The 26,496-nt window shown below is 69.4% G+C and carries 5 protein-coding genes and 5 pseudogenes; 4 read left to right on the forward strand and 6 right to left on the reverse strand.

What is annotated here, in order from left to right; all coding sequences use genetic code 11:
• Positions 1-7: 7 nt before the first annotated feature.
• The 4 genes from HY049_03115 to HY049_03130 are packed head-to-tail and all read left to right on the forward strand — an operon-like array spanning position 8 to position 6,273.
• A complete protein-coding gene (locus HY049_03115) occupies positions 8-2,155 on the forward strand; it encodes a PqqD family peptide modification chaperone (protein MBI3447901.1) in 2,148 nt (715 codons plus the stop codon).
• On the forward strand, positions 2,148-4,139 hold the full coding sequence (locus HY049_03120) for a preprotein translocase subunit SecA (GenBank protein MBI3447902.1): 1,992 nt from the start codon (positions 2,148-2,150) through the stop codon (positions 4,137-4,139). The genes HY049_03115 and HY049_03120 overlap by 8 nt, the downstream gene beginning before the upstream one ends.
• 35 nt (positions 4,140-4,174) lie before the next feature.
• A complete protein-coding gene (locus HY049_03125) occupies positions 4,175-5,497 on the forward strand; it encodes a TolC family outer membrane protein (protein MBI3447903.1) in 1,323 nt (440 codons plus the stop codon).
• A 23-nt stretch (positions 5,498-5,520) separates the two neighbouring features.
• On the forward strand, positions 5,521-6,273 hold the full coding sequence (locus tag HY049_03130) for an efflux RND transporter periplasmic adaptor subunit (GenBank protein MBI3447904.1): 753 nt from the start codon (positions 5,521-5,523) through the stop codon (positions 6,271-6,273).
• Here the strand turns inward: HY049_03130 and HY049_03135 are convergent.
• The 6 genes and pseudogenes from HY049_03135 to HY049_03160 form a co-directional block, all read right to left on the reverse strand.
• Positions 6,270-8,387: a hypothetical protein gene (locus HY049_03135; protein MBI3447905.1), complete on the reverse strand. Its 2,118-nt coding sequence runs from the start codon at positions 8,385-8,387 to the stop codon at positions 6,270-6,272. The genes HY049_03130 and HY049_03135 overlap by 4 nt on opposite strands.
• Positions 8,388-8,747: 360 nt before the next feature.
• Positions 8,748-9,323, reverse strand: a pseudogene (locus HY049_03140) (hypothetical protein).
• A 639-nt stretch (positions 9,324-9,962) separates the two neighbouring features.
• A pseudogene (locus tag HY049_03145) lies at positions 9,963-10,358 on the reverse strand (hypothetical protein).
• A 69-nt stretch (positions 10,359-10,427) separates the two neighbouring features.
• Positions 10,428-17,477, reverse strand: a pseudogene (locus tag HY049_03150) (hypothetical protein).
• Positions 17,478-22,493: 5,016 nt separating this feature from the next.
• Positions 22,494-22,799: pseudogene (locus HY049_03155) on the reverse strand (hypothetical protein).
• 519 nt (positions 22,800-23,318) lie between these two features.
• Positions 23,319-25,223, reverse strand: a pseudogene (locus HY049_03160) (hypothetical protein).
• Between the last annotated feature and the right edge of the window lie 1,273 nt (positions 25,224-26,496).

Genomic DNA, 26,496 nt, shown 5'->3' on the forward strand with positions numbered 1-26,496 from the left:
CCGTGCCGTGACCGAGACCCTCTTCAGCCCCTCCTGGTACCGGGTGGCGACGCTCAAGCCGCGCCTCCGGGCCCACGCCCGCATCGACCGGCACGAGTACCGCGGCGAGGTCTGGTTCGTCCTGCTCGACGCCGCGAAGGGAGCCCACTACCGGTTCACGCCGCAGGCCCACCACGTCATCGCGATGATGGACGGGGAGCGGACGATCCAGCGGATCTGGGAGAACGCGGTCGAGCGCTTCGGCGACGACGCGCCGACCCAGTCCGAGATCATCCAGCTCCTGAGCCAGCTCCACTCGGCCGATCTCCTCATCTCGGAAGTGGCCCCCGACACCGAGGAGCTGCTCCGCCGCGCGCGCAAGATCCGGCGCGACCGCTGGTGGATGAACCTGCGCACGCCGCTGGCCATCCGGATCCCGCTGGTCGATCCCGAGAGATTCCTGAAGGCGACGCTCCCCCTCGCGCGCCCCGCCCTCTCGGCCCTCGGCGGGCTCGTCTGGCTCGCGGTGGTCGCGTCCGCCGTGGCGGTCGCGGCGACGCACTGGCCGGAGCTGACGCGCAACGTCATCGATCGGGTCCTCTCGATCGACAACCTCCTGATCCTGTGGGTCGCGTACCCGCTGGTGAAGATCCTCCACGAGCTGGGCCACGGCTACACCGTCAAGCACTGGGGGGGCGAGTGCCACGAGATGGGGATCCTCCTGCTCGTGCTGGTCCCGGTGCCGTACGTCGACGCCTCCGCGTCGTCGCAGTTCCGCGAGCGGCATCGGCGCGCGCTGGTCGCCGCCTCGGGGATCTTCGTCGAGGTCTTCCTCGCGGCGATCGGCCTCCTCGCCTGGGCGACTATCGAGCCGGGGATCCTGAGGTCGGTCGCCTACAACGTGGCGCTGATCGGAAGCGTCTCGACGATCCTCTTCAACGCGAACCCTCTTCTGCGCTACGACGGCTACTACGTCCTGTCGGATCTCGTCGACGTCCCGAACCTCGCCCAGCGCGGCCGGAACTACGTCATCTACCTCGTGCAGAAGCACGGGCTCCGGATCAAGGACGTCCCGCTCCCCTACGCGGCCCCGGGAGAGCGCTTCTGGTTCGTCTTCTACACGGTGGCGTCGTTCCTGTACCGCGCGGTCATCTACTCGGCGATCATCTTCGTCATCGCGACGAAGTTCTTCACGATCGGCCTCGTCCTCGCCGCGTGGGCGCTCGCGGGGATGATCCTCCTGCCAATCTGGAAGGGGGCGAAGTTCCTCCTCACCGACCCCGCCCTGAGGGAGGGGCGCGGGAGGGCCGTGGCGCTCACATGCGTTCTCCTCGCCCTCGTCGCGCTCGCCTTCTTCGTGATGCCCTTCCCCTGCTGGACGCGGGCCGAGGGGGTCGTCTCGGTTCCCGACGAAGCGCTCCTGCGGGCCCGCACCAGCGGCTTCGTGACCCGCGTCGCGGGCCGGCCCGGCGACCGCGTCGCGCGCGGCGATCTCCTCGTCGAGACGAGCGATCCGTTCCTCGTCGCCAACGCCAGGGTCCTCAGGGCGCAGCTCGAGGAGATGCAGAGCCGCTACGACGCCGCGCGGACCCAGGACAACGTCGACGCGAAGGTCCTCGCCGAGGAGCTGCGCGACACGGCCGCCAACCTCGCGCGGGCCGAGGAGAGGGCGGACGAGCTGAAGCTCCTGGCGCCGACGTCGGGGAGCCTCATCCTCCCCGACGCCGAGGACCTCCCCGACCTCTACCTGAAGCAGGGGGACCTGGTCGGCTACGTCCTGGACGTCGAGAGGCCGACGATCCGCGTCGTCGTCCCGCAGAGCCAGGTCGATCTCGTGCGGAACCGGACGATCGCGGTCCAGGTGCGGCTCGCGCAGCGGGTCGATCGGACGCTCGCGGCCACCGTCCGCCGCGAGATCCCCGGCGCGATCGAGCGCCTGCCGAGCACGGTCCTCGGGCGCGCGGGAGGCGGCGAGATCGCGATCGATCCTTCCGACGAAGGGGGGCGCAAGACCTTCGAGAAGACCTTCCAGTTCGAGCTGCAGCTCACCGACGCCCCCGAGGCCATCTTCGTCGGGGGGCGCGCCTACGTCCGCTTCGATCACGGCTACGTCCCCGCGGCGTTCCAGATCTGGCGGATGGTCCGGCAGCTCGTCCTGAGGCGGCTGAATGTCTAGCCTCGTGCTCCGCGGCCGGATCCCGGCGGGGTTTTACCCGGAGCGCCGGACCGCCGAGGAGGGGCCGGTCGACCGGTGGGCCGACGACGTCCTCGCGCGGCTCTGGCGATTCCGCAGGCCACGGCTCCGCCGCTTCCGGGCGATCGTCCTGGAGGTGAACCGCCACGCCGCGTCCGTGGCCGCGCTCGGCGACCAGGAGGTGCAGTGGCGGATCCGCGATCTGCGCTCCGAGCTCCGCGCGGACGGATTCACGCGCGACAGCGTCGCCCGCGTTTTCGCGCTCGTCCGCGAGGTCGCCACGCGCCGCCTCGAGATGCGCCACTTCGACGTCCAGATCCTCGGGGGGTACGTTCTCCTGCAGGGGATGGTCGCCGAGATGAACGCCGGCGAGGGGAAGACTCTCACCGCCACCCTCCCCGCCTGCGCCATGGGGCTCGCGGGGGTGCCGGTCCACATCATCACGGTCAACGACTACCTGGCGAAGCGGGACTCCGAGTGGATGAAGCCCGTCTACGCCGCCTTCGGGCTGAGCGTGGGGTGCGTCGTGCAGGGGGCCGGGATCGAGGACCGGCGCCAGGCCTATCGCAGCGACATCACCTATTGCACCAACAAGGAGATCGTCTTCGACTACCTGAGGGACCGCCTCGAGATCGGCCGCAAGCCCGGCGAGATCCAGGCGCGGCTCGACCGGCTCTCGGGGGGGCGCGGGAAGCTCCGGAGCGTGAGGCTCCGCGGCCTCTGCTTCGGGATCGTCGACGAGGCGGACAGCGTCCTCATCGACGAGGCGCGGACGCCGCTCATCATCGCGGGCCAGGGGGAGAACGCGTACGAGTCGACGGTCTACCGCCAGGCGCTCGAGGTGAGCGAGCGCCTCGAAGAGGGGGACGACTACACCGTCGACTTCCCGCACCGGACGATCGATCTCACGGAGGCGGGGAAGGCGCACCTCGGCGAGATCGGGGCCGCGCTCGGCGGCTTCTGGGCGTCGCGGCTGAGGCGCGAGGAGATCGTGAAGAAGGCGCTGACCGCCCGCCTCCTCTTCCACAAGGACCGGCACTACGTCGTGAAGCGAGGGAAGGTCGAGATCGTCGACGAGTACACGGGGCGCATCATGCACAGCCGATCGTGGGAGGGTGGGCTCCACCAGCTCATCGAGGCGAAGGAGGACTGCCCTCTCACGATGCAGAACGAGACGCTCGGCCGGATCAGCTACCAGCGATTCTTCCGCCGCTACCTCGCCCTCGCGGGCATGACCGGCACCGCCCGCGAGGCGCGGCGCGAGCTCGCCACCGTGTACCATCTGCACGTCGTGACGATCCCGACCAACAAGCCGTCCCGCCGCGAAGGGCTGCCGATGAGAATCTTCGTGACCGCCGAACAGAAATGGCGCGCCGTCGTCGCCCGGATCGCCGAGCTGCACGCGATCGGGCGCCCGGTCCTCGTCGGGACGCGGACCGTGGCCGATTCCGAGCGCCTCGCCGTGCTCCTCGCGGAGGCGGGGATGGAATGCCTCGTCCTCAACGCCCTCCAGGACGAGCGGGAGGCCCAGATCGTCTCGCGCGCCGGCCGCCTCGGCCAGATCACCGTCGCGACGAACATGGCGGGGCGCGGCACCGACATCAAGCTCACGGCGGACGTCGAGGCGCTCGGCGGGCTGCACGTCCTCGCGACGGAGCTGCACGACGCCGGGCGCATCGACCGGCAGCTCTTCGGCCGCTGCGGGAGGCAGGCGGACGCCGGGACTCACGAGGCCTTCGTCTCGTTCGAGGACGAGATGCTCCGGATCCGTGCGCTGCGCGCCTTCCGCGTCATCCCCGCGTCGTGGATCGATCCCTCGGCCGCGCCGGGGAGCTGGCTGGCGCGCGCTCTCTTCCGCGGGGCCCAGGCCGCCGCCGAGAGGAACCACTACCTGATCCGACGCGATCTCCTCCGCATCGACGAACACGTGGACACCGCGCTGGCCTTCTCGGGCCGGGGCGAATAGAGGGACACCTGCTCATGCACCGCCCGAATCCCTGGATGAAATCGCTGGCCCTCCTGCTCCTCGCCTCGGCCGCCGCCGTCGCCGAGAGCCGCGCCGACGACCTGATGCAGCTCTACATCAAGGCGATCGAGTTCGACCCCGAGTTCCAGAGGGCCCGCATCGAGCGGCAGGCCTCGTTCGCGGCGGTCGACGAATCGAAGGCGGCGCTCGGCCCGGCCGTCAGCGCGAGCGCGGAGGGGTCGAAGAACTTCCAGGACACGACGCGGAGCACGAGCCCTCTCTTCCCCCTCGGCGCGCGCCAGTTCTACGATTCGTCGTACTCCCTCTCGCTGAGCCAGCCCATCTACCGCCGCGATCTCATCGCGCGGATGCCCCAGGCGCGGGCCGATCTCCGGAAATCCGAGGCGCTCTTCACGGCCGCCGAGCAGGATCTCCTCTTCCGCGTCTCGCAGACGCACTTCCAGTTCCTGGCGGCGCGCGAGAGCCTGGACTTCTCCCGCGCGGAGGGGCAGGCCATCGCCGGCCAGCTCCTCGAAGCCCGGGAGCGCCTGTCCTCGGGGCTCGGCACCGTCGCCGACCTCCACGATCTCGAGGGGCGCGCCGCGCTCGCCGAGGCCGCCGAGATCGACGCGCAGGACGCCGTCGAGGAGGCCCGGCAGGCGATCGCCGAGATCACCGGCGAGGCGCCCGCCGAGCTCAAGCGCCTGAGCGACGCCTTCCCCCTCGTGCCGCCTGCGGACGCCGACGTCGCCACGTGGGTCTCGACAGCCATGTTCAGCAGCCCCCGCGTCCAGGCGGTGCAGGCCGACATCGACTCGGCCGAGCAGGAGATCCGGCGCCAGCGCGGCCTCTACCTCCCCGGGTTCGACCTCTTCGCCTCCTACAGCCTCAGCGACGCCGGCGGATCGGTCTACGGAGCCGGCAACAGGATCGCCAGCACCCAGGCGGGGCTGAGGCTCTCGATCCCCCTCTACGACGGCGGCCGGGCCGTCTCGAGGGTCGAGCAGGCCGAGCTTCGCAAGAGCGCCGCCTACCAGGAGCTCGAGAAGGAGCGGCGGCGCGCCGAGAGGGAGGCCCGCGCCGCCTTCCAGGGGGTCGCGAGCGGCCTCACGCGCATCCAGGCGCTCACGAAGTCGGTCTTCGCTCACGAGGCCGCCGTGGCGGTGAAGGAGCAGGGGTGGCGCTCGGGGATCAACACGGGGCTCATCGTCCTCGACGCGAGGAAGGAGCTCTACCAGGCGAAGCGGGATCTGGCGCAGGCCCGGTACCTCTACCTCCTTCAGGGTCTCAAGCTGAAGCAGGCCGCGGGGACCCTGGCCGTGGACGATCTGCGCCGGATCAACGCCTACCTCCAGTGAGATGCCGTACCATGGAGCCGATCATGCCCAGAAGAGTCCGAGTCCCATCGCTTCTCGCCGCCGCCGCCCTCGCCGCCTGGGGGGCGCCCGCGCGGGCGGAGGAGTTCGAATGCCTCGTCCAGCCGTACGCCGACGTGAAGATCAGCAGCGCGGTGCCGGGGATCCTCGATGAGGTCCGCGTCGATCGCGGCGACGTCGTCACGAAGGGGCAGCCCCTCGCCTACCTCAAGTCGGACGTCGAGCGCGCGAACATCGACCTCGCCAGGGCCAAGGCCGCCTTCGCCGCGCGCAAGGTCGAGCGCAACAAGACGCTCTACAAGAAGCAGATGCTCTCGAGCCACGACAAGGACGAGCTGGAGACAGAGCTCGAGATCCTGAAGCTCGAGGTCCGCGAGGCCGAGGAGCGGCTCAAGCTCCGCACCATCGTCAGCCCGATCGACGGCGTCGTCGTGAAGCGGCACTACTCCCCCGGCGAGTTCGTGGAGGAGAAGCCCATCCTCGAGGTGGCCCAGATCGACCCCCTGAGGATCGAGGTCGTCGTCCCCTTCAAGCTCTTCGGGGTGATCCGCGTGGGGTCGTCGGCGAAGGTGTCGTGGGAGGCGCCGATTCTCGGATCCTACGCCGCGACGGTGAAGGTGGTCGATCCGGTCGTGGATCCCGCCAGCGGGACGATCGGCGTCCGCCTCGAGCTGCCGAACCCGAGGGGCTCGCTTCCCGCGGGGACGAAGTGCACCACGCGATTCGCCCTTCCCGGGGATCGCCCCTCCTCGAACTAGAGCAGGTCGTCCCGGTCGCGCGCCGCGTCGTCGAGGGGGGCGAGCGTCAGGATTGGCGCCCACCGCGTGGCCGTCGCCGTCGAATAGAAGTCGATCGGCGACGACGGGCTGAGCCTCCCGATCAGGGCGGTCGCCGTGAGGGCCGTCCCGGTCAGGGCCGGGGCCGGGGCCTGGGTCACGCTGGTGATCGTCACCCCCGTGAGGGCCGGGTCGTCCGACACGATTCTCACGGTGTCGAACGAGCTGGTCCCCTGCGCCGTCATGAGGCCGAACCGGCCGTAGGTCGTCACGCCGTTGAACGCGTAGGTGAAGGCGGTCGAGCCGGCGAGCGTCACGACGGCCGTCGTCCCCTTCAACGTCAGGCCGAGCTGGAAGTCCACCCCCGACGCGATCGGCGCCGCCCCCTGCGCATCCACCTTCCACCCGGCGGCCGCGGTGTAGTGTCCCAGCTTCAGAAGGCCCGATCGGACGTCCACGATGAGGTACTTGAAGTCGTCGACGCCGTAGAAGTCGAAGACGAAGCCACCGGCGGCGGCCGTACGCAGCGTCGCCGACAGGTCGAGAACCGCCGCGGTCTGGAGGCCGCGGGCCAGACCGAGATCGACGAGCGAGACGGCGCGGTCGGCCCCCGCGGCCGGCGTGGCCCCCCATCTTCCGGCCGATATCGTCCAGCTCCCGGTGCGCGTCCCCTTGAAGACGTTCGCGACGCCATCGCTGAAGTCCTCGGTGGTGTCGAACGTCGCGGGCCTCGAGTCCGCCTGGACGATGACGTCGTCGTAGGCGCCCCGCGAGTTGTCGGAGCCGACGCCGACGAATCCGGCGTTGAGGCCGTACGCGAAGCCGTCGACGATGCGCTGGGCGTAGGTGAAGCTGAGCTGGCTCCCCCCGTCCCCGGTCAGCGTGGCGGTGCTGTGATCGAGCGCGAGCATGAGCGAGTAGTTCACGTCGGACTTCACGTTGAAGGGCTTCTGAACGTCCACGATCCAGCCCGCCGCCGTCCGATGGCCCATCTGGAGCTTGTTGACGAATCCGTTGAGCCCCGCGAACTTGAAGTCGGTCTTGCTCTGGTAGTCGAAGATCAGGTAGGCGTTCGCCTTCCAGCCGGCCGTCGGCTTGACGACCCGCACCGTCGCGAGCATCTCGAAGTAGCTCGGGAGCTGCACGTCCACGTCGAAGACGCTCGCCGCGTCGCCGCCGAGTGAGGCCGCCGCCACCTGCAGCTCGCCGTTCACGACGGTCCACACGCCGCTGTCGGGGGCGAAGCTCGAGAAGCTGCCGGTGTTGAAGGCGGCTGACCTAAGGACGTCCTTCCTCCCCCCGTGGAGGTTCCCGGCCTGCGGATCGCCCGGCGCGCCGGTCTGATCCTGCCAGTAGGAGTCCTTCTGGGTGACGAGGCCGATCTCGCCGAGAGGCTCGCCGTTACGCGCCGGATCGGTGCCCGCGTCGGCGGCGCGCGTCGGATCGGCGCCGTCCCCGGACGACAGGTCATAGAGGTACTGGAAGAGCTGCGGGCTCAGGGATCGGCTGATCGTAAAGGCCCCGAACGGCGCGAAGGGAACCAGGTAGCTGTTGAACTCGCCGACCCAGTCGATGAGCCGGTCGCCGCCGGTGTTGGCGATGAGGACGTCGCGCCCGGCGCCGCCGTACGCGATGTCCTCGTACGTCACGTGGGTGTCGGGAACGTTGTTCGCGAGCGGATCGGCCGTCCCCGCCGTCGAGTCGTGATCGTCGTCGGCGTTGAGGAGATCGTTCCCGAAGCCGCCGAAGAGGTGATCCTGGCCCGTGCCGCCGACGATCCAGTCGTTGCCGAGATCGCCGAAGATGCGGTCCACGCCGTCGCTGTGGATGTTCAGGGCGGCGTCGACGATCGGCCCCTCCTTCGCATCGAAGTTCAGGAGGAACGGCGTCCCGGTGGAGTTCCCCGTGAAGACGCCGTTCGCGTCGACGAAGATCTTCCGGAGCGGGTTGTTCTCGTCGTACGCGGCGAACTCCTCGGGGCGCGTCTGCTCGAACCGGAGGACGTTCCCCGGGTTGTACGGCCGATCGTAGAAGAGCGACAGCGCCTCGGCCCCCGACATGGCGTCGTCGCCCGACGCGCCGTGGAGCGAGTCCATCCCCCAGCCGCCGTAGATGATGTCGTCGGCGCCGCCGAAGGGGAGGAGGGCCGGATCGCGCGTCGGCTTGAAGAGCGGATTCTCCGCCGTCCCGGCCGGCCCGAGGTTGAACGGCTCGATGTTGACCGTCTTCTTCAGCTCGCCGGAGACGTTGATGATCGCGATCTGGAGGTTCCCCGGGATGTCGATGCGGAGATCGACCGCCGTGACCTTGAGGACGCCGTAGATCGGCTCGGCGAAGAGGTCCGTGCTCCCGGTGGCGAGGAGCGTGTTGCGGCTCGTCGAGATGCGCCCGTCGTCGCCGATCGCGCCGTCGTCGCCGGTGCCGCCCGAGATCCAGTCGTTCCCGTACCCGCCGATGAGGTCGTCGTCCTGCCCCTCGCCGAAGAGGACGTCGTTCCCGCGCGTCCCGTAGATGAAGTCGTCCCCCGACTCGCCGTGGATCTCGTCGGCCGCGCCGATGTCGAGGACCGCGGCCTGGGCGTTGAAGTCGATGCCGCCCGGCGTGTAGTCGAGGATCTCCGCCGCCCGCGGGATGATCTCGAGCCTCTGGGCGGCCGGCAGGGCGTCGGTGTAGGTGTCGTAGCGGAAGGCGAGGAAGGCGCCGCCGTAGACGCGGTTCACGCCGACGAGGCGGTAGATGTCGCCGTTGTCGCCGAGGATCGTGTCGGCGTCGCGCGCGTGCCCTTGCGCCGACAGGTTTCCGAGGTCGTTCCGGGCGATCTCGGTCCCGGCGCCGCCGAAGATGAGGTCGGTCCCGTCCGGCCGGAGCGCGCGGTCGTTCGCCGCGCTCGACGGATCGGTGAGGCCGAAGAGGCGCGACGATCCGCCGAGGATGTCGTCCTGGCCGAGTCCGCCGAAGACGACGTCGTTCCCGCCGTTCGCCTCGATGTAGTCGTCTCCGTCTGTGGCCGCCTCGAACGAGGGGCGCACGATGAGGAAGCCCGTTGCAGGATCGCGGCCGGCCCAGACGTCCGGAGCGCGCGCCGCCAGATTGTCCTCGACCTTCAGGTCGCCGTCCCCCTGGATGACGTCGTTGCCGAGCTGGCCGAAGATCACGTCGTCGTCCGGGCCGCCCGCGATCTGGTCGTCGCCGAAGTTGTTCAGCGCGGCGGCCTGCACGGCGCTCGAGTGGTCGAGGATCGTGATGGCGTAGTCGCTCCACACCGGGGCCCCCGCCGGGTTCAGGCGCGGCGTCGAATCCACCAGGACCCCGCCCTTCGCGTCGTACAGGAGCGTCCCCGTGAGCGTGCGGAAGCGGTCGCCCGTGTAGTTCCTGTACCTCGTCAGGCGCGTGAGGGAGACGTTGTCGCCGAAGATCAGGTCGTCGCCCGCGTCGCCGTCCAGGAAGTCGCCCGCCGCGCCGCCGATCACGACGTCCTCGCCCGGGCCGGCCGCGACGCGATCCGCGCCGCCGATGAGGCGCGCCGTCGTCTCGACGAAGTAGATCCTGGGGGTCGTCAGGCTCGAGCCCGCGGGGAGGACCGGCGCCCCCGCGCTCTTGAGATCCCACAGGAGGACGAGGGCGTTGTCGCCCACGATGACGTCGTCGCCGGTGTCGAGGCTGCCTCGCGCGGAATCGCCGTCGATCCGGTCGCTGCCGGCCCCCCCGAGGATGACGTCGTTGGCGGCGTTCCCCTGGATGACGTCGTCGCCGCCGCGGGCGGGGTCGGTGCTCTCGAGTCGCGTCGCAAGGCCGTTCGTGTACACGGCGCGGCCGTAGTCGCCGAAGACCACGTCGTCGTCCTCGGCCGCGAGGATCGTCTCGCGCGTCGGATCGCCCGCGATGTCGTCGTTCCCGCCGCCGAAGATCAGGTCCTCGTCCTTGAGCGCCGCGTTGGCCGTGTCGCTGCCGCGGATGGCGTCGTCGCCGCCCACGGTCGGATCGACCGTCAGCGCGAAGGTGATCGGTCGCACGACGCCGTCGATCCGGTCGCCCGCGCCGCCGTGGCCGAGAACCGCCGCCGCCATCGCCTCGAGGGCGGAGAGGGGCAGCGTGAGGTCGATCGTCGCCGCCGGATTCGCGAAGTACAGGACGCGCCCGCGGTCGCCGAAGATCACGTCGTCGGACTGCCCGCCGATGATCGTGTCGCGACCCTGGCCGCCGAAGATGACGAGAGGCAGCGTCGAGTTCGAGGCCACGACGGTGTCGCTGTCGGGGTAGGTCAGGAAGGCGTCGTACGGCCCCTGCGTGTCGAGGACGAAGAATCCGTCGCCGCCGTCGGTCTCCATCGGATCGGTCGCCGGCCCGATGTCGAGATCGACCGTCACGTCGTCGTTGCCGAGGCCGGTGTTGAGGAAGGTCGCGGTCCGCATCCCCGGCCGGAAATGCGTGCCGTCGATCCGGATGACGTCGCGGCCGTACCCGGTCCAGATGCGGACGCCGCTCGCCGTGCCGTTCAGCGGCGGCCGGCCGAAGTTGCCGTTCGCGGCGGCCTGGAAGTTGATGGCGCCGGCGGCGAGGCCGCGGATCTGGATCTCGGCCCCCGGCACGAACGGCGACGGGAGGACGCCGCCGAGGACGGGGGGCTTGTCGGTGATGACGACGTTCGCATCCCCCGTCACCGACGACTCGTCGCTCACCATCAGGAGGTGGTTGCCGGCTCCCGCGTGGATGTTGAGCTCGCCGCGAAGGTCGTCGAGGTCCCCCTCGAGGAAGTCGGCCGTCAGGGACGACGTCTGGTCCATCGCCGCCAGGGACGAGACGTAGTACCGCTCGTCGCCGTTGTGGCCGTAGATGTTCGTGATGGCCGTCGTGCCGCGGACGTTGACGACCTCGTTCCCGTCGGCGAGGTCGAGGTTCAGGACGTCCACGCCGGCGTAGTGGATGCCGCTCCGGCGCGCCGCGATGACCACCGGGTTGTCGAGGCTCCGGTCGTCGACGACGAGGGCGTCCGCCACGACGCCGGGGAGGCTCGTGACGGTGTAGACGCGCAGCGCCACGCCGAGGTCCGTGCGGACCACCGCCACGCTCGCGATCCCCAGGATCGCGTTGAGCGCGGTGGCGACGTCGCCGGCCGTCGCGTTCCACGGGAGCGCCCACGTCCGGTTGGCGCCGTCCACGAAGAGGGTGAAGGTGCCGGAGACGGCGTTGATGGTGACCTCTGCGCGGCCGGCCCCGGTCTTCCTCGACCCGGAGGTCGGCGCCACGCTCAGCCGGTAGGCGTCGCCGAGCGCCCCGCGGAGGAGTCCCTGGTAGGTGACAAGGTACGTGTCGCCCACCCGGTCCACGAGGACGTCCTTCACCCCCGGCAGGAACCCTTCGGCCGACAGGAGGCCGGTGCTGCGGATGGCGTCGATGAGCCTGTCGCGGAATGTCCGCGGGTCATCGCCGGGCGACAGGTCGAAGGTCGCCAGCCCCGCGCCGAGCGTGACGGTGTAGAGGCCGGAAGGGGCGTTCACCTTCACCGTCTGGACGAGCGATCGCTTCGCGGCGAGGGCCTCGATGACCGGCGGCAGCCCCGAGGCGTCGGCGATCAGGTTCGAGACGTCGCCGGTGATGGCGAGGTCGAGCGACGCGATCCGCTCGTCCCCGAGGAAGCCGATGGTGAAGACGTTCCCCGATCGGCTCACGACGACGTCGGTGACCCCCGGCAGGCCCAGGCCTCGCAGCACGGCCTCGAGATCGAGCGCCCCGATCCGGAACCTCAGGTCTCCCGTCGTCGGGCCGTGCGCGCCGACCTTCAGGCTGAAGTGGCCGCCGCTCGCGTTCCGGATCTCGACCGTCTGCGCGTAGGCGTCCTGGAGATCGAGTCCGTCGACCGTCGCGCCCGTCAGCGTGGCGACGTCGGAGCTCTGGTCCCCAGAGTCGTCCAGGTTGACGGTGTCGATGCCGGCCCCGCCGTCCAGCCGCAGCAGCCCGTCGATCGTGTCGATCGTCCCGCGCAGAGGCGACGCCGCGTGATCGATCGACCGATCGAAGAGGGTCGAGCCGAAGCTCGTGCCCACCGAGATGACGTCGTCGCCCGTCCCCCCCTCGATGAGGGTCGGGCCCGCGATGGTGCGGACGAAGATCTGGTCATCGATCGCCTCGGGGAGGAACCGGCGTTGATCGCCGCCGCTCACGCGCGTCGTCCCGCCGTGGGTGCTCTGGACGACGAACCGGTCCGAGCCGTGGCCGAGGAAGATCCCGACCATCTCGATGTCGGTGTAGGTGATGCCGCCGTCGAACCTCTGGCCGGCGATGACGCGGTCGCCGCCCATCCCGAGCCCGAAGATGCGCGAGTCGGTCATGCCGCCCACGCGCCCGCCCACGCTGTCGTTGTCGAGCACGTTCAGCACGTCGATCTGCTCGGCCTCGACAGCGCGGAAGTTCGGGTTGTCGTCGGGGACGAACTCGTGCGGATCGGTCTCTCCTCGCGTCCCGATCCCGGGCACGAAGAGGTACAGCTTCGGCTCGGGGATCGACCGGTCCGCGTCGGGATCGACACCGCCGACCACCTTGAGCGGCCCGCGGATGTCGTCGAGGAGCCTCGGCGCCGGGGCGAAGACCTGCACCTCGTCGCCGTCGATCGTGTTGTCGTCGACCGCCCTCACGCGGATGAGCTTGGGCTGGTTCCAGTCGGCCGACGTGAAGGTGAGCCTCAGCTCGGTCTCGCTCTCCGCGGCGACGTTCCCGTTCGCGTCCATGAGGGCGACGATGACCTGGCGCGCGTCGCCGGTCCGGTACGTCACCGACACCTTCGCGGCGGGGTTGGGCACCGTCGCGGTGGCGAAGCTCAGCGTCCGCCCGCTGAGCGCGTACTCCGAGCGGTCGAGGATGCGGCTGTCGATCGTGACCATCTCGATGCGGGTCGGATCGCGCGAGAGCTCGAGGAGGCCGCCCGGAAGGGTCGCGAAGTCGGCGACCTCGGTGAGCGTCTCGCCGTTCTCGAACCGGTAGAAGGCCTCGACGCGCGAGAAGGCCGAGAGCGGATGGCTATGGTCGGGGGTGAGGACCAGCGTCTGCCCGTCGAGCCGGAACTCCGCGTCCCTGAGGTACGACACGCTCACCTCATCCGCCGCCGCGGGCGGGCGGAGCGGGCTCAGCGTGAGGACGCTTCCGGCGAGGCTGTACTCGCTCTTCCCGAGGAGCCGCCCGCCGATCGTCACCGACAGGAGCTGGCTCGGCAGCTTCGAGAGGGTCATGACCCCGCCGGCCAGCGTCCCGAAGTCGGCCGTGTCGGTCGAGAGGAGCCCGCGCGAGAGCTTCCGGCCGTCGATCTTCACCTGCACGATGAGCGTCGGATCCTTCTGGAGCGCGAGGAACGCCGTGAACGTCGCCGGGTTGCCGATGGCGCCGAAGAGAGCGCTCTGCTTCAGCTCGCCGCCGGTCTGCGTGAAGTCGGGCCGGATGACGACGTCGACGCTCGCCAGCGTGGGCTGCTTCGTCAGGACGACGGTGTAGAAGTCGCCGAAGAGCGGGTTCGACGCGGAGACCGTCTCGTAGACGCGCGTGGAGCCGGCGGTCTGCCGGATGAGGACCGAGCCGATGTCGTCGTCGAGGACCTTCGCGTCGAGATCCTGGACCGTCAGGTCGAAGTAGGCCGACGCGGCGCCGAAGGAGGACTCGACGGTGTGCCGGATCGTCGAGATCTGCGTCCCCTCGACCACCGTGTCGTTCACCGCGTTGATGAGGACGAGGCGATCCGTGGCCCAGTCGTTCTCGTCGAAGGTGAGCTCCGTCACCGGGGCGCCGTGGAAGCTGAGGCTCACCTGGGCGTCGGTGAGGAACTTCACCTTCACGACCTCGCCCGGGTTCGGGCGCTTCGTGATCTTCACGAGGTACGCGTCCGAGGCGCCTCCCTCGAAGGCGAACGTCCCGTCGTCCTGGAGCCCCGTGGCCGGGTCGGCCGGGAGCACGACCACCCCCGCGGCGTCGTCGTCCACGACCTCGAAGGTCATGAGCGGGATCTTCGCGTCGACGTAGTTGATGGCGCTGTCGCCCGAGATGCTGTGGCGCACCGACTCGAAGCTGAGCGCCCCGTCCGGGAGCAGGTACTCGATCGAGACGACCGCTCCCGGCGCGCGCGGCGCGAGGAGGTTGAGGTCGATCGTGCGCCCCGTGACCGTGAACTCGGTGGAGCGGATCCGCTGGCCGTCGATCTCGATCCTCTCGACCGAGTCGGGGGTGCGCGCGAGGACGAACGCGCCCGTGACGCCGCCGGGGAAGGCGAAGGTCTCGGCGACCTGCTTCTGGATTCCCTCGGGGACGTTGTCGGCGGCCGCGATCACGTAGATGAGGCGCGGCTCGAAGTAGTCGAACTCGGTGAAGGTGATGACGAGCGACTCGACCGGCGCCTTCGAGGGATCGTCGGTCACGAGGACCCCGCGCGCCCCCGCCGCCAGCTCCTCGGCGGTGTTCTCGTTGGGCGTGATGGTGACGAAGACCTTTCGCTTGGCCGGATCGGGATCCTGCGGGATGCGGGTCAGGACGACGGAGTAGACGGCGAAGACCACCCCCTGGTCCTGGAGCCGGCCCGGGAATATGGCGCCCGTGGCTCCCTCGAAGACGCGCTGCACGCTCAGCGGCGTGACGACCACGGCCGCCTCGTCGTTGTCGGCGACGTCGGCGGAGATCCCCTCGACGACCGCGTCCTTGAACGCCGGGTCGGTGGTCTCCACCGAGTGGAGGATCAGCCCCGAGTGGCCGCGGAGGTCCTTCGCGCTCACGGCGACCGCCTGGCCGTCGACCGAGCCCCCCACCTCGACGGTGTCGCTCCCCAGCCCGCCGAAGATCGTCGTGCTGAGGAACTGGCTCGTGGAGTAGACGACGAACCGGTCGTTCCCCTCCATCCCGTCGACGTCCAGCGACTCGACGCCCACGAACTGGACGAAGAGGCCGGCGCCGAACACCCCGTCCTTCGTGACGACGAAGGTGTCGCTGAACTCCGTCCCGATGATGACGACCTTGTCGGAGCCGGGGCCGCCGTCGATGTTGACCGGCGCGTTGGCGCTGTACTCGACGAAGTCCGAGCCGAGGCCGCCGTTGATGTCGGTGACCTTCTGGGCCGGGTCGATCGCTTGCGATCCCTTGAGGGCGAAGGCGCGCACCGAGAACGAGTCGTTCCCCGAGTCGCCGTTCAGGATCAGATTCGCGAGGTTGTGGAAGACCACGAAGCGGTCGTTCCCGTGTCCGCCGTTGATCGTCGTGTCCTGGCTGATGCCGTTGCTCAGGAAGCCGCGCGTCGTCTCGACCGTGTCGAAGACATCGTCCTTGAACGGGATCTTCGGGAACTCGCGCTCCGACTGGAAAATCTGACCGACCTGGAACGAGTCGTCGCCGTCGCCGCCGTCCACCGTCGCGAGCGTCGCGACGTCGTCGAGCGCGAAGGAGTCGTCCCCCTTGAGGCCGTGAACCTGGAGGCCGCGGTTCAGCGTGAAGTCGTAGTTCACGCGCTCCGCGGTCGCCGTCATGCTGACCGTCACCTCGGGGATGAGGGCCACGAAGGCGCGGCGCATCGGGAGGAGCACGCCGCCGATTGAGATGGGCGTCTCGCTGGCGGCCCTCAGGAGGAACCGGTCGCCGACGATCTCGTCGTCGACGCCGTAGATGTCGAGCTTGTCGGTCCCGTCGGCCGGATCGCCCGAGTCGTGGACGTCGATGATGGAGATCGGCATCCCGGGCGCGGCTTCCGCGCCCGCGAGGAAGATCGACGTCGCGTCGCTCCCCTTCTGGCCGTCCATGCTCAGCAGGGCGCCCATGCCGTTGCGGCGCGTCTCGGCCCCGGTCGCGTCGACGTTGACCACGAACGTGTCGTCGTAGGTGACGCCCGTCAGAGCCGTCCGCGCCGCGCCGAAGACGACGTTGGTCGAGTACGTGATCTCGACGTTCGACGGCCCGAGGATCTCGTTCGCGAAGTGGATGATCTTCGTCCCCTCGACGAACGAGTAGTCGACCCCGAAGGTCTGCGCCACGCCGTCAATCTTCACGCCGATGGCCGCCCTGCTGTCAAAGATCCGGAACGCCACGACGTAATCGGTCTCGATCACCGTGTGGATCTCGGTGCCCGGGACGACCGGGTCGTCCCCCTCGATCTCGGTGCCGCCCGCGATCGTGTCCACCGTGAAGGTGTCGTTCCCGGGCCCGCCGCTCACGCGCGTGGTCCCCGGGATGGTCGAGACGATGTGGAAGGCGTCGTTCCCCCGGCCGAGCATCACGTGCACGGCCTCGATGTTCGTGTAGGTGATTCCCTGCGTCATGCCGAGGCCGGTGAGGGTCGTCGAGGTCAGCACGCCGCGGCGCGCCCCCACTTCGTCCACCGTCTCGCCGCTGTCGTCCACGTTCAGCCGGTCGATGTCGCTCTGGCCGCTCCCGTCGACGATCAGCGGGGCCATGATGAAGTTCACGACGCCGAGGAAGTTCAGCCCGCCGACCCCCGCGCGGCCGCCGACGTTCACGATGTCGTCCTGGCCGCCGGTCGCGAGCGTGTTCAGGAAGGGCTGGCCGTCCACGCGGCGCGTCCCCAGCGGGCCGTAGTTGAGAACGGGAACCAGGCCGTCCCCCGCGATCGTGGTCTGCCCCTCGATCATCCGGATGTTGAACAGGTCGCGCCCGGGGCGCCCCTCGACCTTCGTCGTGCCGTGGTGCGTGCCGAGGATGAGGAAGCTGTCGTCGCCGGATCCGAGATCGACGTTCAGATCCTCGAAGGTGAAGTAGTCGATGCCGCCCGGCGTGGACATGCCGAGGCCGCCGAGGTGCGTGACGCTCAACCGACCGGTGTTGTCGGTGGCGTCGGCGGTGTCGTCGACGTTGAGCTGGTCGGCCCCCGCGCCGCCGCTCGCCGTCAGCATCGCGTCGAGCTCGTCGACCACGCCGAGGACGTTGATGAAGTCCTGCGCCCCCGTCTGCGGGTTGGTCTCCCAGAGGCCGGCCTGTGAGCCCACGCTCAGGACGTCGTCGCCGGCCCCGAGATCGACCGACGCGGCCGCCGCGAGCGCGCGCACCGCGACCCGGTCGTCGCCGCCCGAGGTCGAGACATCCAGGGTGAAGGCCTCGGCCTGCGGCCCCTCGCTCGGGAGGTGCGTCCTCACGATCGTGAGCAGATCGTCCCCGTCGCCCGTGGTCAGCGAGACGGCGTCGATGCCGCGGAAGAAGATCTCCCCGGGCATGCCGTTCACCTCGATCGTCTTCGTCCCGCCTCCCTGGATCGGCGCCGTGTCGTTCACGCCCGTCACGAGGATGCGGTGATACTCCCGCGTCGTCACCCGCCGATCGGCATCGGTGAAGAACGACGTCTCGCCGCCGAAGTACGCCAGCGCCTCGTTCCCCAGCGTGAGCTTCGGATCCCCGGCGGCGTGCGTCGCGATGACGAAGCCGCCGCTGCCGTCGGCGACGTAGACCGGTTCGCCGCGGCGGTGCGACCGGAGCGACAGGCGGTACGTCACGACGACCTGCGCCCCCTCGGTGGGACGCGCCGCCGGCGTGAGGGTCAGCGTGGTGCCCGACACGGTGAACTCGGAGGGGGCGAGGGCCTGGCCCGACACGGTGACGGTGAAGAAGGCGGAGGGGTTCAGCGGCGTCTTCGAGAGGGTGAAGACGTCCTTGAGGAGCTTCTCGTCCCCTTCGTCGATCGTCCCGTCGTGGTCGTTGTCGATCCCGTCCTTGTCCCCGATGCCGAAGTAGGAGAAGGCCTCGGTGAAGTTCTTGCCGATCGTCGCCTCGGAGTAGAGGACGACCTGGCCCGTGTCGTCGAGGACGAGGTTCCCCTGGACGTCGGTGAGGGGCTGGCCCACCTGGACGATCTCGTCGCCGAAGTAGAGCTTCGGATCCGCTGCGGTGTGGACGGCCGGGGTGGCGATCGTGATCTTCACCGCGTCCACGGCCGCCAGGTCGATCGAGGTGGCGAGCGTGATCGTGTTCGCGGCGCGCGTGACCGAGAAGAGCGCGGTCGAGGTCGCGGCCGCCCCGCCGAGCGTGACCGATCCGAGGCTCTCGATGTCGGCGCCGCGGAAGAGGGTGACGCCGACGACGTCGCCCGCCGCGAGCTGGTAGGAGAAGCCGGCCAGCGCACCGAGCTCGAGGACGCGCGTCCTCGCCGCGCCTCCCTTGAAGTCGAAGGTGGGCGGAGCGTAGGAGGTGCCCGGCGCGACGCGCGCTCCCTGGCCGGAGATCAGATCGAGGACCGACTCGCGCCGATCGTGGATGATCGCCTGGCCGCCCGTGTGCTTGAAGAGCTGCTCGACGGTGGCCCCCGCCCGCGTCTCGTCCCTCAGGTTGTCGGTCGCGATGAGGGTGACCACCTTTTCGGTCGGGTCAATGGCGCCGATGGTGTAGAGGCCGTCGTTCAGCGCCGTTCCGGTCACGCGGATCGTGTCGCCCGCCGCGAAACCGTCGACGACAAAGCTGCGCGTGTCGGTCCGCGTGATGGTGTCGCTCCCCGGCCGCTGGTCGAAGACGAGCGTCGGGCTCCCCTTCACCTTCACCGGGTTCGGGACGAGCTGGCCGTTCTCGTCGAAGACGAGCTCGCCGCCGAGGTAGCGCCGGATGTCGCCGTTCAGGTGGACGGCCGGGTCACCCTTGAAGTGCAGGATCGGCTCGCCCGCCTTGTGGAAGAGCGGGTTGCCGAAGGGATCCCGGACCGGAGCCTTCGTCAGCAGGTCGAGGATTGGCTCGCCGCCCGCGTACACGAGCGGCTGGAAGCTGAAGGGATCGACGACCGGCTCCCCCCCCGCGTACGTCATCGCCACCGGCGAGAGGGGCTGTCCCGCGGCGTCCACCGACGTGACCAGGAGGGTGCCGTTCACGATCGTCCCCGTCGCGCCGTTGAAGAAGACCGGCAGGCCGCCCGAGAGGACGTCGACCGGAATCACGAACGAGTCGACGACGCCTGTCAGCGCGGCCCCCGCGCCCGTGGCCGTCACGTCCGCTCCGCTATCGACGACGAGCGTGTCGATCCCCGCGAGCGTCGGATCGTCGGCCGGGGTGACGATCACGTCCCTGGTCTCGTTCCACGGGACGACGCGCAGGCGGTTCGTGGTGATCGTGGCCGGTGTGGCCGTCACGCCGAGCTGGCGGATGCCGTTCGCGAGGTACAGCGGGCTGCCGCGCTCGAAATCGGTGACGAACGATCGCGGGCGCGTCCCCCCGCCGGGGTTCGTCGCGCCGATCACCTTGTTGCCGGCCGGGTCGAGGTAGATCTCCTCGGATCCCGCGGGCAGCGGATGGCCGGCAGGGTCCGTGAGGAAGTCGGCGATCTGGTCGTTGGTGATCGCCACGAGGACCGGCACGCCGGTGATGGTCGCGTCGACCGTCTCGCGGCCGTCCAGGTCGAAGAAGAGCCGGTTCGCGAGCCCGTCGCGCTTCTGGATCGCGAACTCCGGCAGGCCGAACTGCTGCACGTCGTCCTCGACGATCTGCCCCGTGACCGGGTCCTGCACGACGATCCAGACCCGCAGCGCCGCCGGGTTCGCCGGGTTGGGCTCGACGATCGGCCGCAGCGTGAACCCGAGGCCCGCCGTCTCGGTTTCCGTGAGCACGATGGGGAGGTTGCCGAGCACGTTCGGGCTGAAGTTCGTCACCAGGAACGGCACCTGCGTCTCGACCAGGTGGTCGTCGCCGTCGATGACGAGGCGCGGGAGGATGCGGTTCAGGTCCCCGGCGCCGATGTGGATCGTGTCGTTGCCCGCGCCGCCGTGGATCTCGGTGTGCGCGCCGGCCGCCTGCAGATTGATGACGTCGTCGCCGCCGCCCGCGTAGATCGTCAGCGCGAGGTCGGCGGGGGCGTCCTCGACGGTGAAGTTGTCGGCGCCGTCCCCGAGGCGAAGCTCGAGTCCCTCGATCTGCTGGAGCTCGATCCCGTGGTAGCGGACGTCGAGGCCGGCGGCGACCTTCACCGTGTCGAACGCCTTCCGGCCCATCGTCGGGTCGATCGGGATGCCGAGCCCCTCGAGGCTCAGCGACGTGTCGAAGAGGAGGTTCTCGCCGGGCTCGTCGATGAGGCCGTTGCCGTTGTTGTCGACGTGATCGGTGAGGCGGCTGGGGTCGCTGTCCTGGTCGAAGAGCGGGATCGCGCTCAGCTCGTTCGGCTCGTCGATGATCCCGTTCCCGTCGTTGTCGACGCCGTCGATCCCCTCGGTCGGCTCGTCCACCACGCCGTCGTGGTTGTTGTCGACGCCGTCGGCGTTCATCGGGAGGACGAGCTCGCCGACCTGGACGAGCCTCGGGATCGTCCGGGTGCGCAAGAACCCGTTCAGCTCGCCGGGCTCGTCCACCTGGCCGTCGCGGTCGTTGTCCTTCCCGTCGTTCGGGGTCGGCCCGCTCTGGTCGTGGAAGATGACCCTGTCGCCGCTCCCCTCGGCCTCCTCGCCGCCGATGATCGTCAGCCGGCCGACGAACTTCGACGCGTCGAGGCTTCGATCGGCCTTGAAGGCGAAGGGGGGCGGATCGACGACGACCGGCGCCGGCTGCACGAGCTGCGTGCGCTGGATGAGCTGGACGGTCTGGTAGTGGATCCGCAGCGTCTGGACGGAGATCTCGATCGTCGGCTGGAAGAGGAAGGCGAAGAAGATATCGAAGCGGATCTGGGCGGACACGCCCGCGAGGTCCTTCGAGATGTAGCGGGCCCGCGGCAGGAACGCCTGGAGGAAGCCGCCGATCCCGTCGGCGACGCGGCCCGCCAGGTCCTCGATGGCCGCCGCCTGCCCTCCCGTCCGGACCACCGCGTCCAGGAACTGCGCCAGGCTCACCTGGAAGACGAAGGGTGCGTTCCGCGTGAGATCGAGGGTCTGATCCGTGGTCACGGCCGCAGGCGGCAGCGCGATCTCGACGGGCGGCGGCACGTACGTGAAGGGCGGCGGGTTGAAGATCAGCGGCGGGTGATCGCCCCCGATGTGGATCGTGTCGTCGCCCGATCCGCCGTCGATCGTCGTCTCGAAGTTCTTCCCTGTCGCGAGGACGTAGATCTGATCCGGGCCGCCGCCGCCGTCCACCTCCACCGCCTCGATGTTCTTGAAGGTCACGATGCGGCCCGCGCCGGCGATGTACGTGTCGGTGATGACGAAGATGTCGCCGATCGGCGTGCCCACGACGACGACGGTGTCGACGCCGGGGCCACCGTTGATGTTGACCGGCGCGTTCTGGAGGTAGTCGTACCGGTTCACGCCGGTGCCACCGAAGAGCTGCGACAGGTTCGTGATCTCGTCGGGGTCGTTCGCGTTCTCGCGGAGGACGAGGAAGGTCTTGAGGAGGAAGCGATCATTCCCCGAGCCGCCGTGCAGGAAGAGATTGCCGCGGTTGTGGTTCACCTCGAAGCGGTCGTTCTGCGCCTCGCCGAGGACGAAGAGCGTCGCCGAGTTCCCGTTCGTCATGTTCTCGAGGTCGGCCACCGGGACGCCGTCCGGGAACTCGAGGGTGCGGTTCCCCTTGTCCGGGATCAGCGGGACGGTGCCGATCGAGATATTGTCGTCGCCCGTGCCCATAGTGATCACCGTCGGCACGACGGTGTCGTCGACCTGGATCTGGTCGTCGCCGCCGAAGGTGCTCACGAGCACGCTCTCGACGCCGCGGTAGCTCACCAGCGTGCTCGAGATCGTGCGGGCGACGACGGTGCCGACGCGGAACGAGCCGCTCCCGGCCGCGTTCAGCGCGATGTTGTCGGCGAGCGGCGTGCCGTTCACGACGAGCCGATCGACGCCCGAGGTGCCGCCGCTGTCGGCGATCTCGATGCGCCCCGCGTTGTTCAGCGGGATCGTGACGATGTAGTGCTCGACGTCGGCGGAGCTGTTGCCGAGGTTGTCGAGGGTGACGCGCCCCTGCCACGGCTGGACGGTGCGGTCGGCCGCGCCGACCAGGTGGATGACGTTGTCCGAGTCGTTGACGACGAGGGTGTTGTTCCCGGCGCCGCCCGAGATCACCGCGCGCTCGAAGAGGCCCTTGATGTCCTCGACGATGGCCCCGGCGGCCCAGCGATCGCCCCGGTTCGCGATGTTGAAGTCGGGATCGTCCTCGTTCGTGATGCGGCTCGCGAGATCGGATTCCGTCTGGACCGTCTCGCCGGCGGCGAAGCCGAGGGAGCCGCTGTCCTTGAGGAGGACCCCTGTCACGAACGTGTCGTTGAAGAGCGCGATGTCCCGGTCCTGGATCTCGACGAGGGTGTCGATCTCCCCGGCCGGGCTCGCGTCGAAGAACTGGTCGAGCCCGTCGCCTCCCGTCACGGTGTCGTTGCCGACGCCGCTGTCGAGGAGGTCGTTGTACGGCGTGCCCACGAGGACGTCGTCGCCGGGTCCGGCGCGGATCTCGATGGCGACGAGGTCGGGGAAGAGCACGCCGTCGGTCGGATCGGCGTCGCCCAGCCCGCCCGCGTCGATGACGTCGTCGCCGCCCCTCGCGTCGATGACGATGCGATCCCCTTCGGCGCGGACGGTGTGCGAGATCGTGAAGTCGGTGACGAGCGAGCCGCCGCCGTCGCGCAGCAGGACGCCGACCGTGCTCATCCGCCCGTTGACCGGGTCGCGTCCCACGAGGGTGAACTCGTCCGCGCCCGAGGAGCCGTCGAGGCCCTGCAGCGTGACGGTGTCGGCCGCCCCGTCGTCGAGGACGTCGAGGACCGGGACGACGACGTTCGTGTGCTCGTCGGCCTCGTCGATCTGGCCGTCGCCGTCGTTGTCGACGCCGTCGGTCCCGTCCTCGTCGGCGACGACCGTCGTGCGGCCGGTGTCGATGTACCGCTTGCCGGTGTCGATGGTCGCGCGCTGCACCCCCGACCCGCCGAGGTGGCCCACGGTGATGTTGTCGGCGCCGGCGCCGGCGTCGACGATCAGATCCTCGATGTCGCTCGCCTGCACGGCGCCCGTCTCGTTCGCCCCCGAGCGCTGGGAGACGCGGACGTTCTGGCTCGACGGCGTGAAGATCAGGAGGTTGTCGTTCCCCGCGGTGCCGCTCACGACGAGGAAGTCGCGCCCCGGGCCGCCCTTCACCGTGCTGCCGAGGACGATCGGCGCGACGGCCCAGCGGATGAGATCGTCACCCGAGCCGGCGTCGATGACGTCGTTCCCGCCGCGCCCGTCGATCTCGTCGTTGCCCGAGCCCGCGTCGATCGTGTCGGCCGCCGGGCCTCCCTCGATGTGATCGTCGTCCGCGCCCCCCAGAAGCCTGGCGGGGCCGCTGCCGCCGTGCGTGAGGAAGTCGCGGCCGTCGCCGCCGTCCATGTACGCGGTCGCCGCGTTCCCGCCCGTCTCGATGTAGTCGTTGCCGTCGCCCCCCTCGAGGACCGCGTTGTACGCGCGGCCGTCGGGGCCGAGGACCGTGCCGGCTCCCTCGCCCTGGTAGACGAGCTGGTCGTCGCCGCCGCCGCCGGCGAGCCGCACGGGAACCTGCACGCCGGGGTGCACGATGAACTGATCGTTCCCGGAGTCGCCGTCCGCGATGATGCTCTTCACCCCCGAGAAGGTCTGATCGCGGCCCATCGCCGTGACGCGGATCTTCTCGCCCGTCGCGGCGTTCCCCGCCACGTGGTCGATGATGAAGACCTCGTCGGGCGAGGTGCCGATGTTCCGGAGCGGGCCGCGCAGACCCGAGTTCAGGTGCAGCTCGCCGTTCACGTTGGCCGGCGTCCACGACTGGGCCTGGGAGACGAGCGGGTTGCCGGCCAGATAGATCGGCCTCGGGAGCTCGAGCGTGCCGATCTTGAAGCTCGCCGTCACGCGGATGTGGATGAAGAGGATCTTGATCTTGACCGTCACCGAGGCGATGACGTCGACCGAGCCGCCGGTGTTGCTCAGGATCTGGAAGGTGAACTCGAGGCCGAGGCTCCCGAAGGTGATGCCGAAGAGGCGCGCGCTGACCTCGGCGCTCGCGCTGATGAAGAGATCGAGCTTGAACGCCGGCTGGCTCGCGAGGAGCCCGTCACCCGACCCCCTGTGCAGGTAGGCGTGGATGTTGAACTCGCCGACGAGGCCGAAGCTCCGGGTGCCGAGGACCAGCTCGCCGTCCAGGGCCACGTCGAACTCGCCCGCCGAGTCGAACCACCCGCTCGCGCTGAGCGACGCGAGGCCGAAAAAGCCGAGCGACGCGTCGAAGGAGACGAACCAGTCCCCCTCGCTCAGGACGAGCTGGTTCGCCGTGACCCCGGATCCCACGGCGAGCGGTGTGACGCCGTCCCCTCCCACCTGGATGACGAAGTGCGCGTCGAACTTGAGGACCTCGAGGAAGCGCACGGTGCCGTCCAGCTCGAGCCGGAAGGAGTGCGCGGGGACGATGACGCCGTTCGCGTCGCGGGCCATGCTCGTCGTGTTGATCCGCAGCTCGCCCCCCGCGGCGATCTTGATGATCGACGCGATCGTGAGATCGAGGTGGGCCGCGAGCCGGATGACGAGCCCGGGGCTCGCCCCGGTGTAGATCCCCGCGAAGCCGACGGCGTCGAGGGTGATCGGGCCGAGGGTGAACTGGACGTTGAAGGCCAGCTCGAAATTCCCGTTCTGGATGGCGAGGGTCAGGCTCCCCGCGGCGGAGGCGAAGCCGAGAAAATCGACGCTCCCGGTGATGGAGATCCGGAAGCCGGGATCTATCATCGCATTCTTCGACGCCTGCCCGGCCATTCCGGGGAAGGCGGGATCGGCCGGGATGCTCGGCACGCCCTTCGGCGTCCCGGTGGTGTTCAGCTCGAGGATGAACGTGGCCTGGAAGCTCAGGCCGACGTCCTGGCCGAAGTTGGCGCCGATCCCCGCGGAGACGTCGATCCGCGCCACGAGCCCGTTCGCGTTGATCTCCATCCCGGCGAAGACGTGGATCTTCCCGAAATCCCCGAGGATGAGATCGGCGTCGACGATCACCACCAGATCGAATTGGAACGGGTTGAACCGGAAGTAGAAGGCTCCGCGGATCGTGAGGAAGCCCGCGATCTCCATCTCCCCGCCCATGAGGATGGTGATCCCGGGCTGGATCGTCTTGGTGGTGGCGGTGCGGCTGACCTGGCCGGTGGCCGGATCGATGTTGAAGACGTCGATGTCGCGCGCCGTCCCGCCCTGCGAGATGTTCACCTCGAGGACGAAGCCGCCCCTGAGCTTGATGCCGGGGATCGTGCCGTTCGTCGACAGGATGAGCTCCGCGCTTCCCCACAGTCCGTTGTCCGTGCCGACGCGCGCGGTGAAGGCGATCGATCCCGAGACCGCCCCCAGGAACTTGATGTCGGCGGTCACGAAGCCGACGATGCTCAGCTCGGAGAAGCCCATCCCGCTGACTTCGAGCGTGATCTGGAAGAAGCCCGCGAGGGTGATCTGATCGAAGAGGTTCAGCTCGCCCGCCACCTGGAGCTGGATGTAGAAGCCGGGGCTGTCGTCGTGGATCTCGAGGGTGTCGAGAGCCTGCGTGGCGCCGGCGACGAACTTGATGTAGTAGCGGTCGGACCCGTCGTAGACCTTCCACTGCGTGATCTTGTTGCCGGCCGCGTGGGCGATCGCCTGGACCTTCGGCGTCCCCGTGAACAGGATGCCGCGGTTGTTGAAGAGGGTCACCCACGCCGGGGCGAGGTTCGTCTCGACGAAGAGCGTGGTCGGGAGGCCCGCCGGCGCGGTGTTCGCGTTGACGCTGAACCTCACGGCCGCGGCGAACTTCGCGTTCCCGTTCGCGTCGGGAGCCGACTCGGGGAGGACGATGGAGCCGCCGTGGAAGATCGGCAGGGCCAGCGTCTTCGGGTCGAGGAGGCCGAGGAAGACCGCGGGGATGTCGAAGTGGAACTCGTCGCCGGTGAAGTTGAAGAGGAGCTGGAACGTCCCGGTGAAGGTGACGCCGCCAATCCCCCCGCCGGTCGGGTCGGAGAAGTTCGCGCCCACCGCGAGATCGACTCGCAGCAGCCCCGCGATGCCGGCCGGCGCCTTCGTCTGGATGACGAAGAGGCCGATGACCGAGACCTCGTTGAGGAGCGCGAAGGCCGGGTTCACCGCCGCGAGGGCGATCTTCGCGAGAGAATTCCCTCCGAGCTGGAGCTGCGCGACGGTGAAGAACTCGAAGCCGTCGCGGGAGATACGGATCCGCACGCCGCCCCGAATCGAGAACAGAGGATCGGCGCCTCCCTGCGGGTCCTTGATGGTGAACTCGCCGACGAGCTGGATCAGGAACGAGAGGGGCTGGAGGGCGTAGGCCTGCTCCTCTCCGCGGATGATCAGCCGATCGCCCTTCGAGTCCGACACCTTC

The sequence above is a fragment of the Acidobacteriota bacterium genome, assembly GCA_016195325.1.
Taxonomy (GTDB): domain Bacteria; phylum Acidobacteriota; class Polarisedimenticolia; order JACPZX01; family JACPZX01; genus JACPZX01.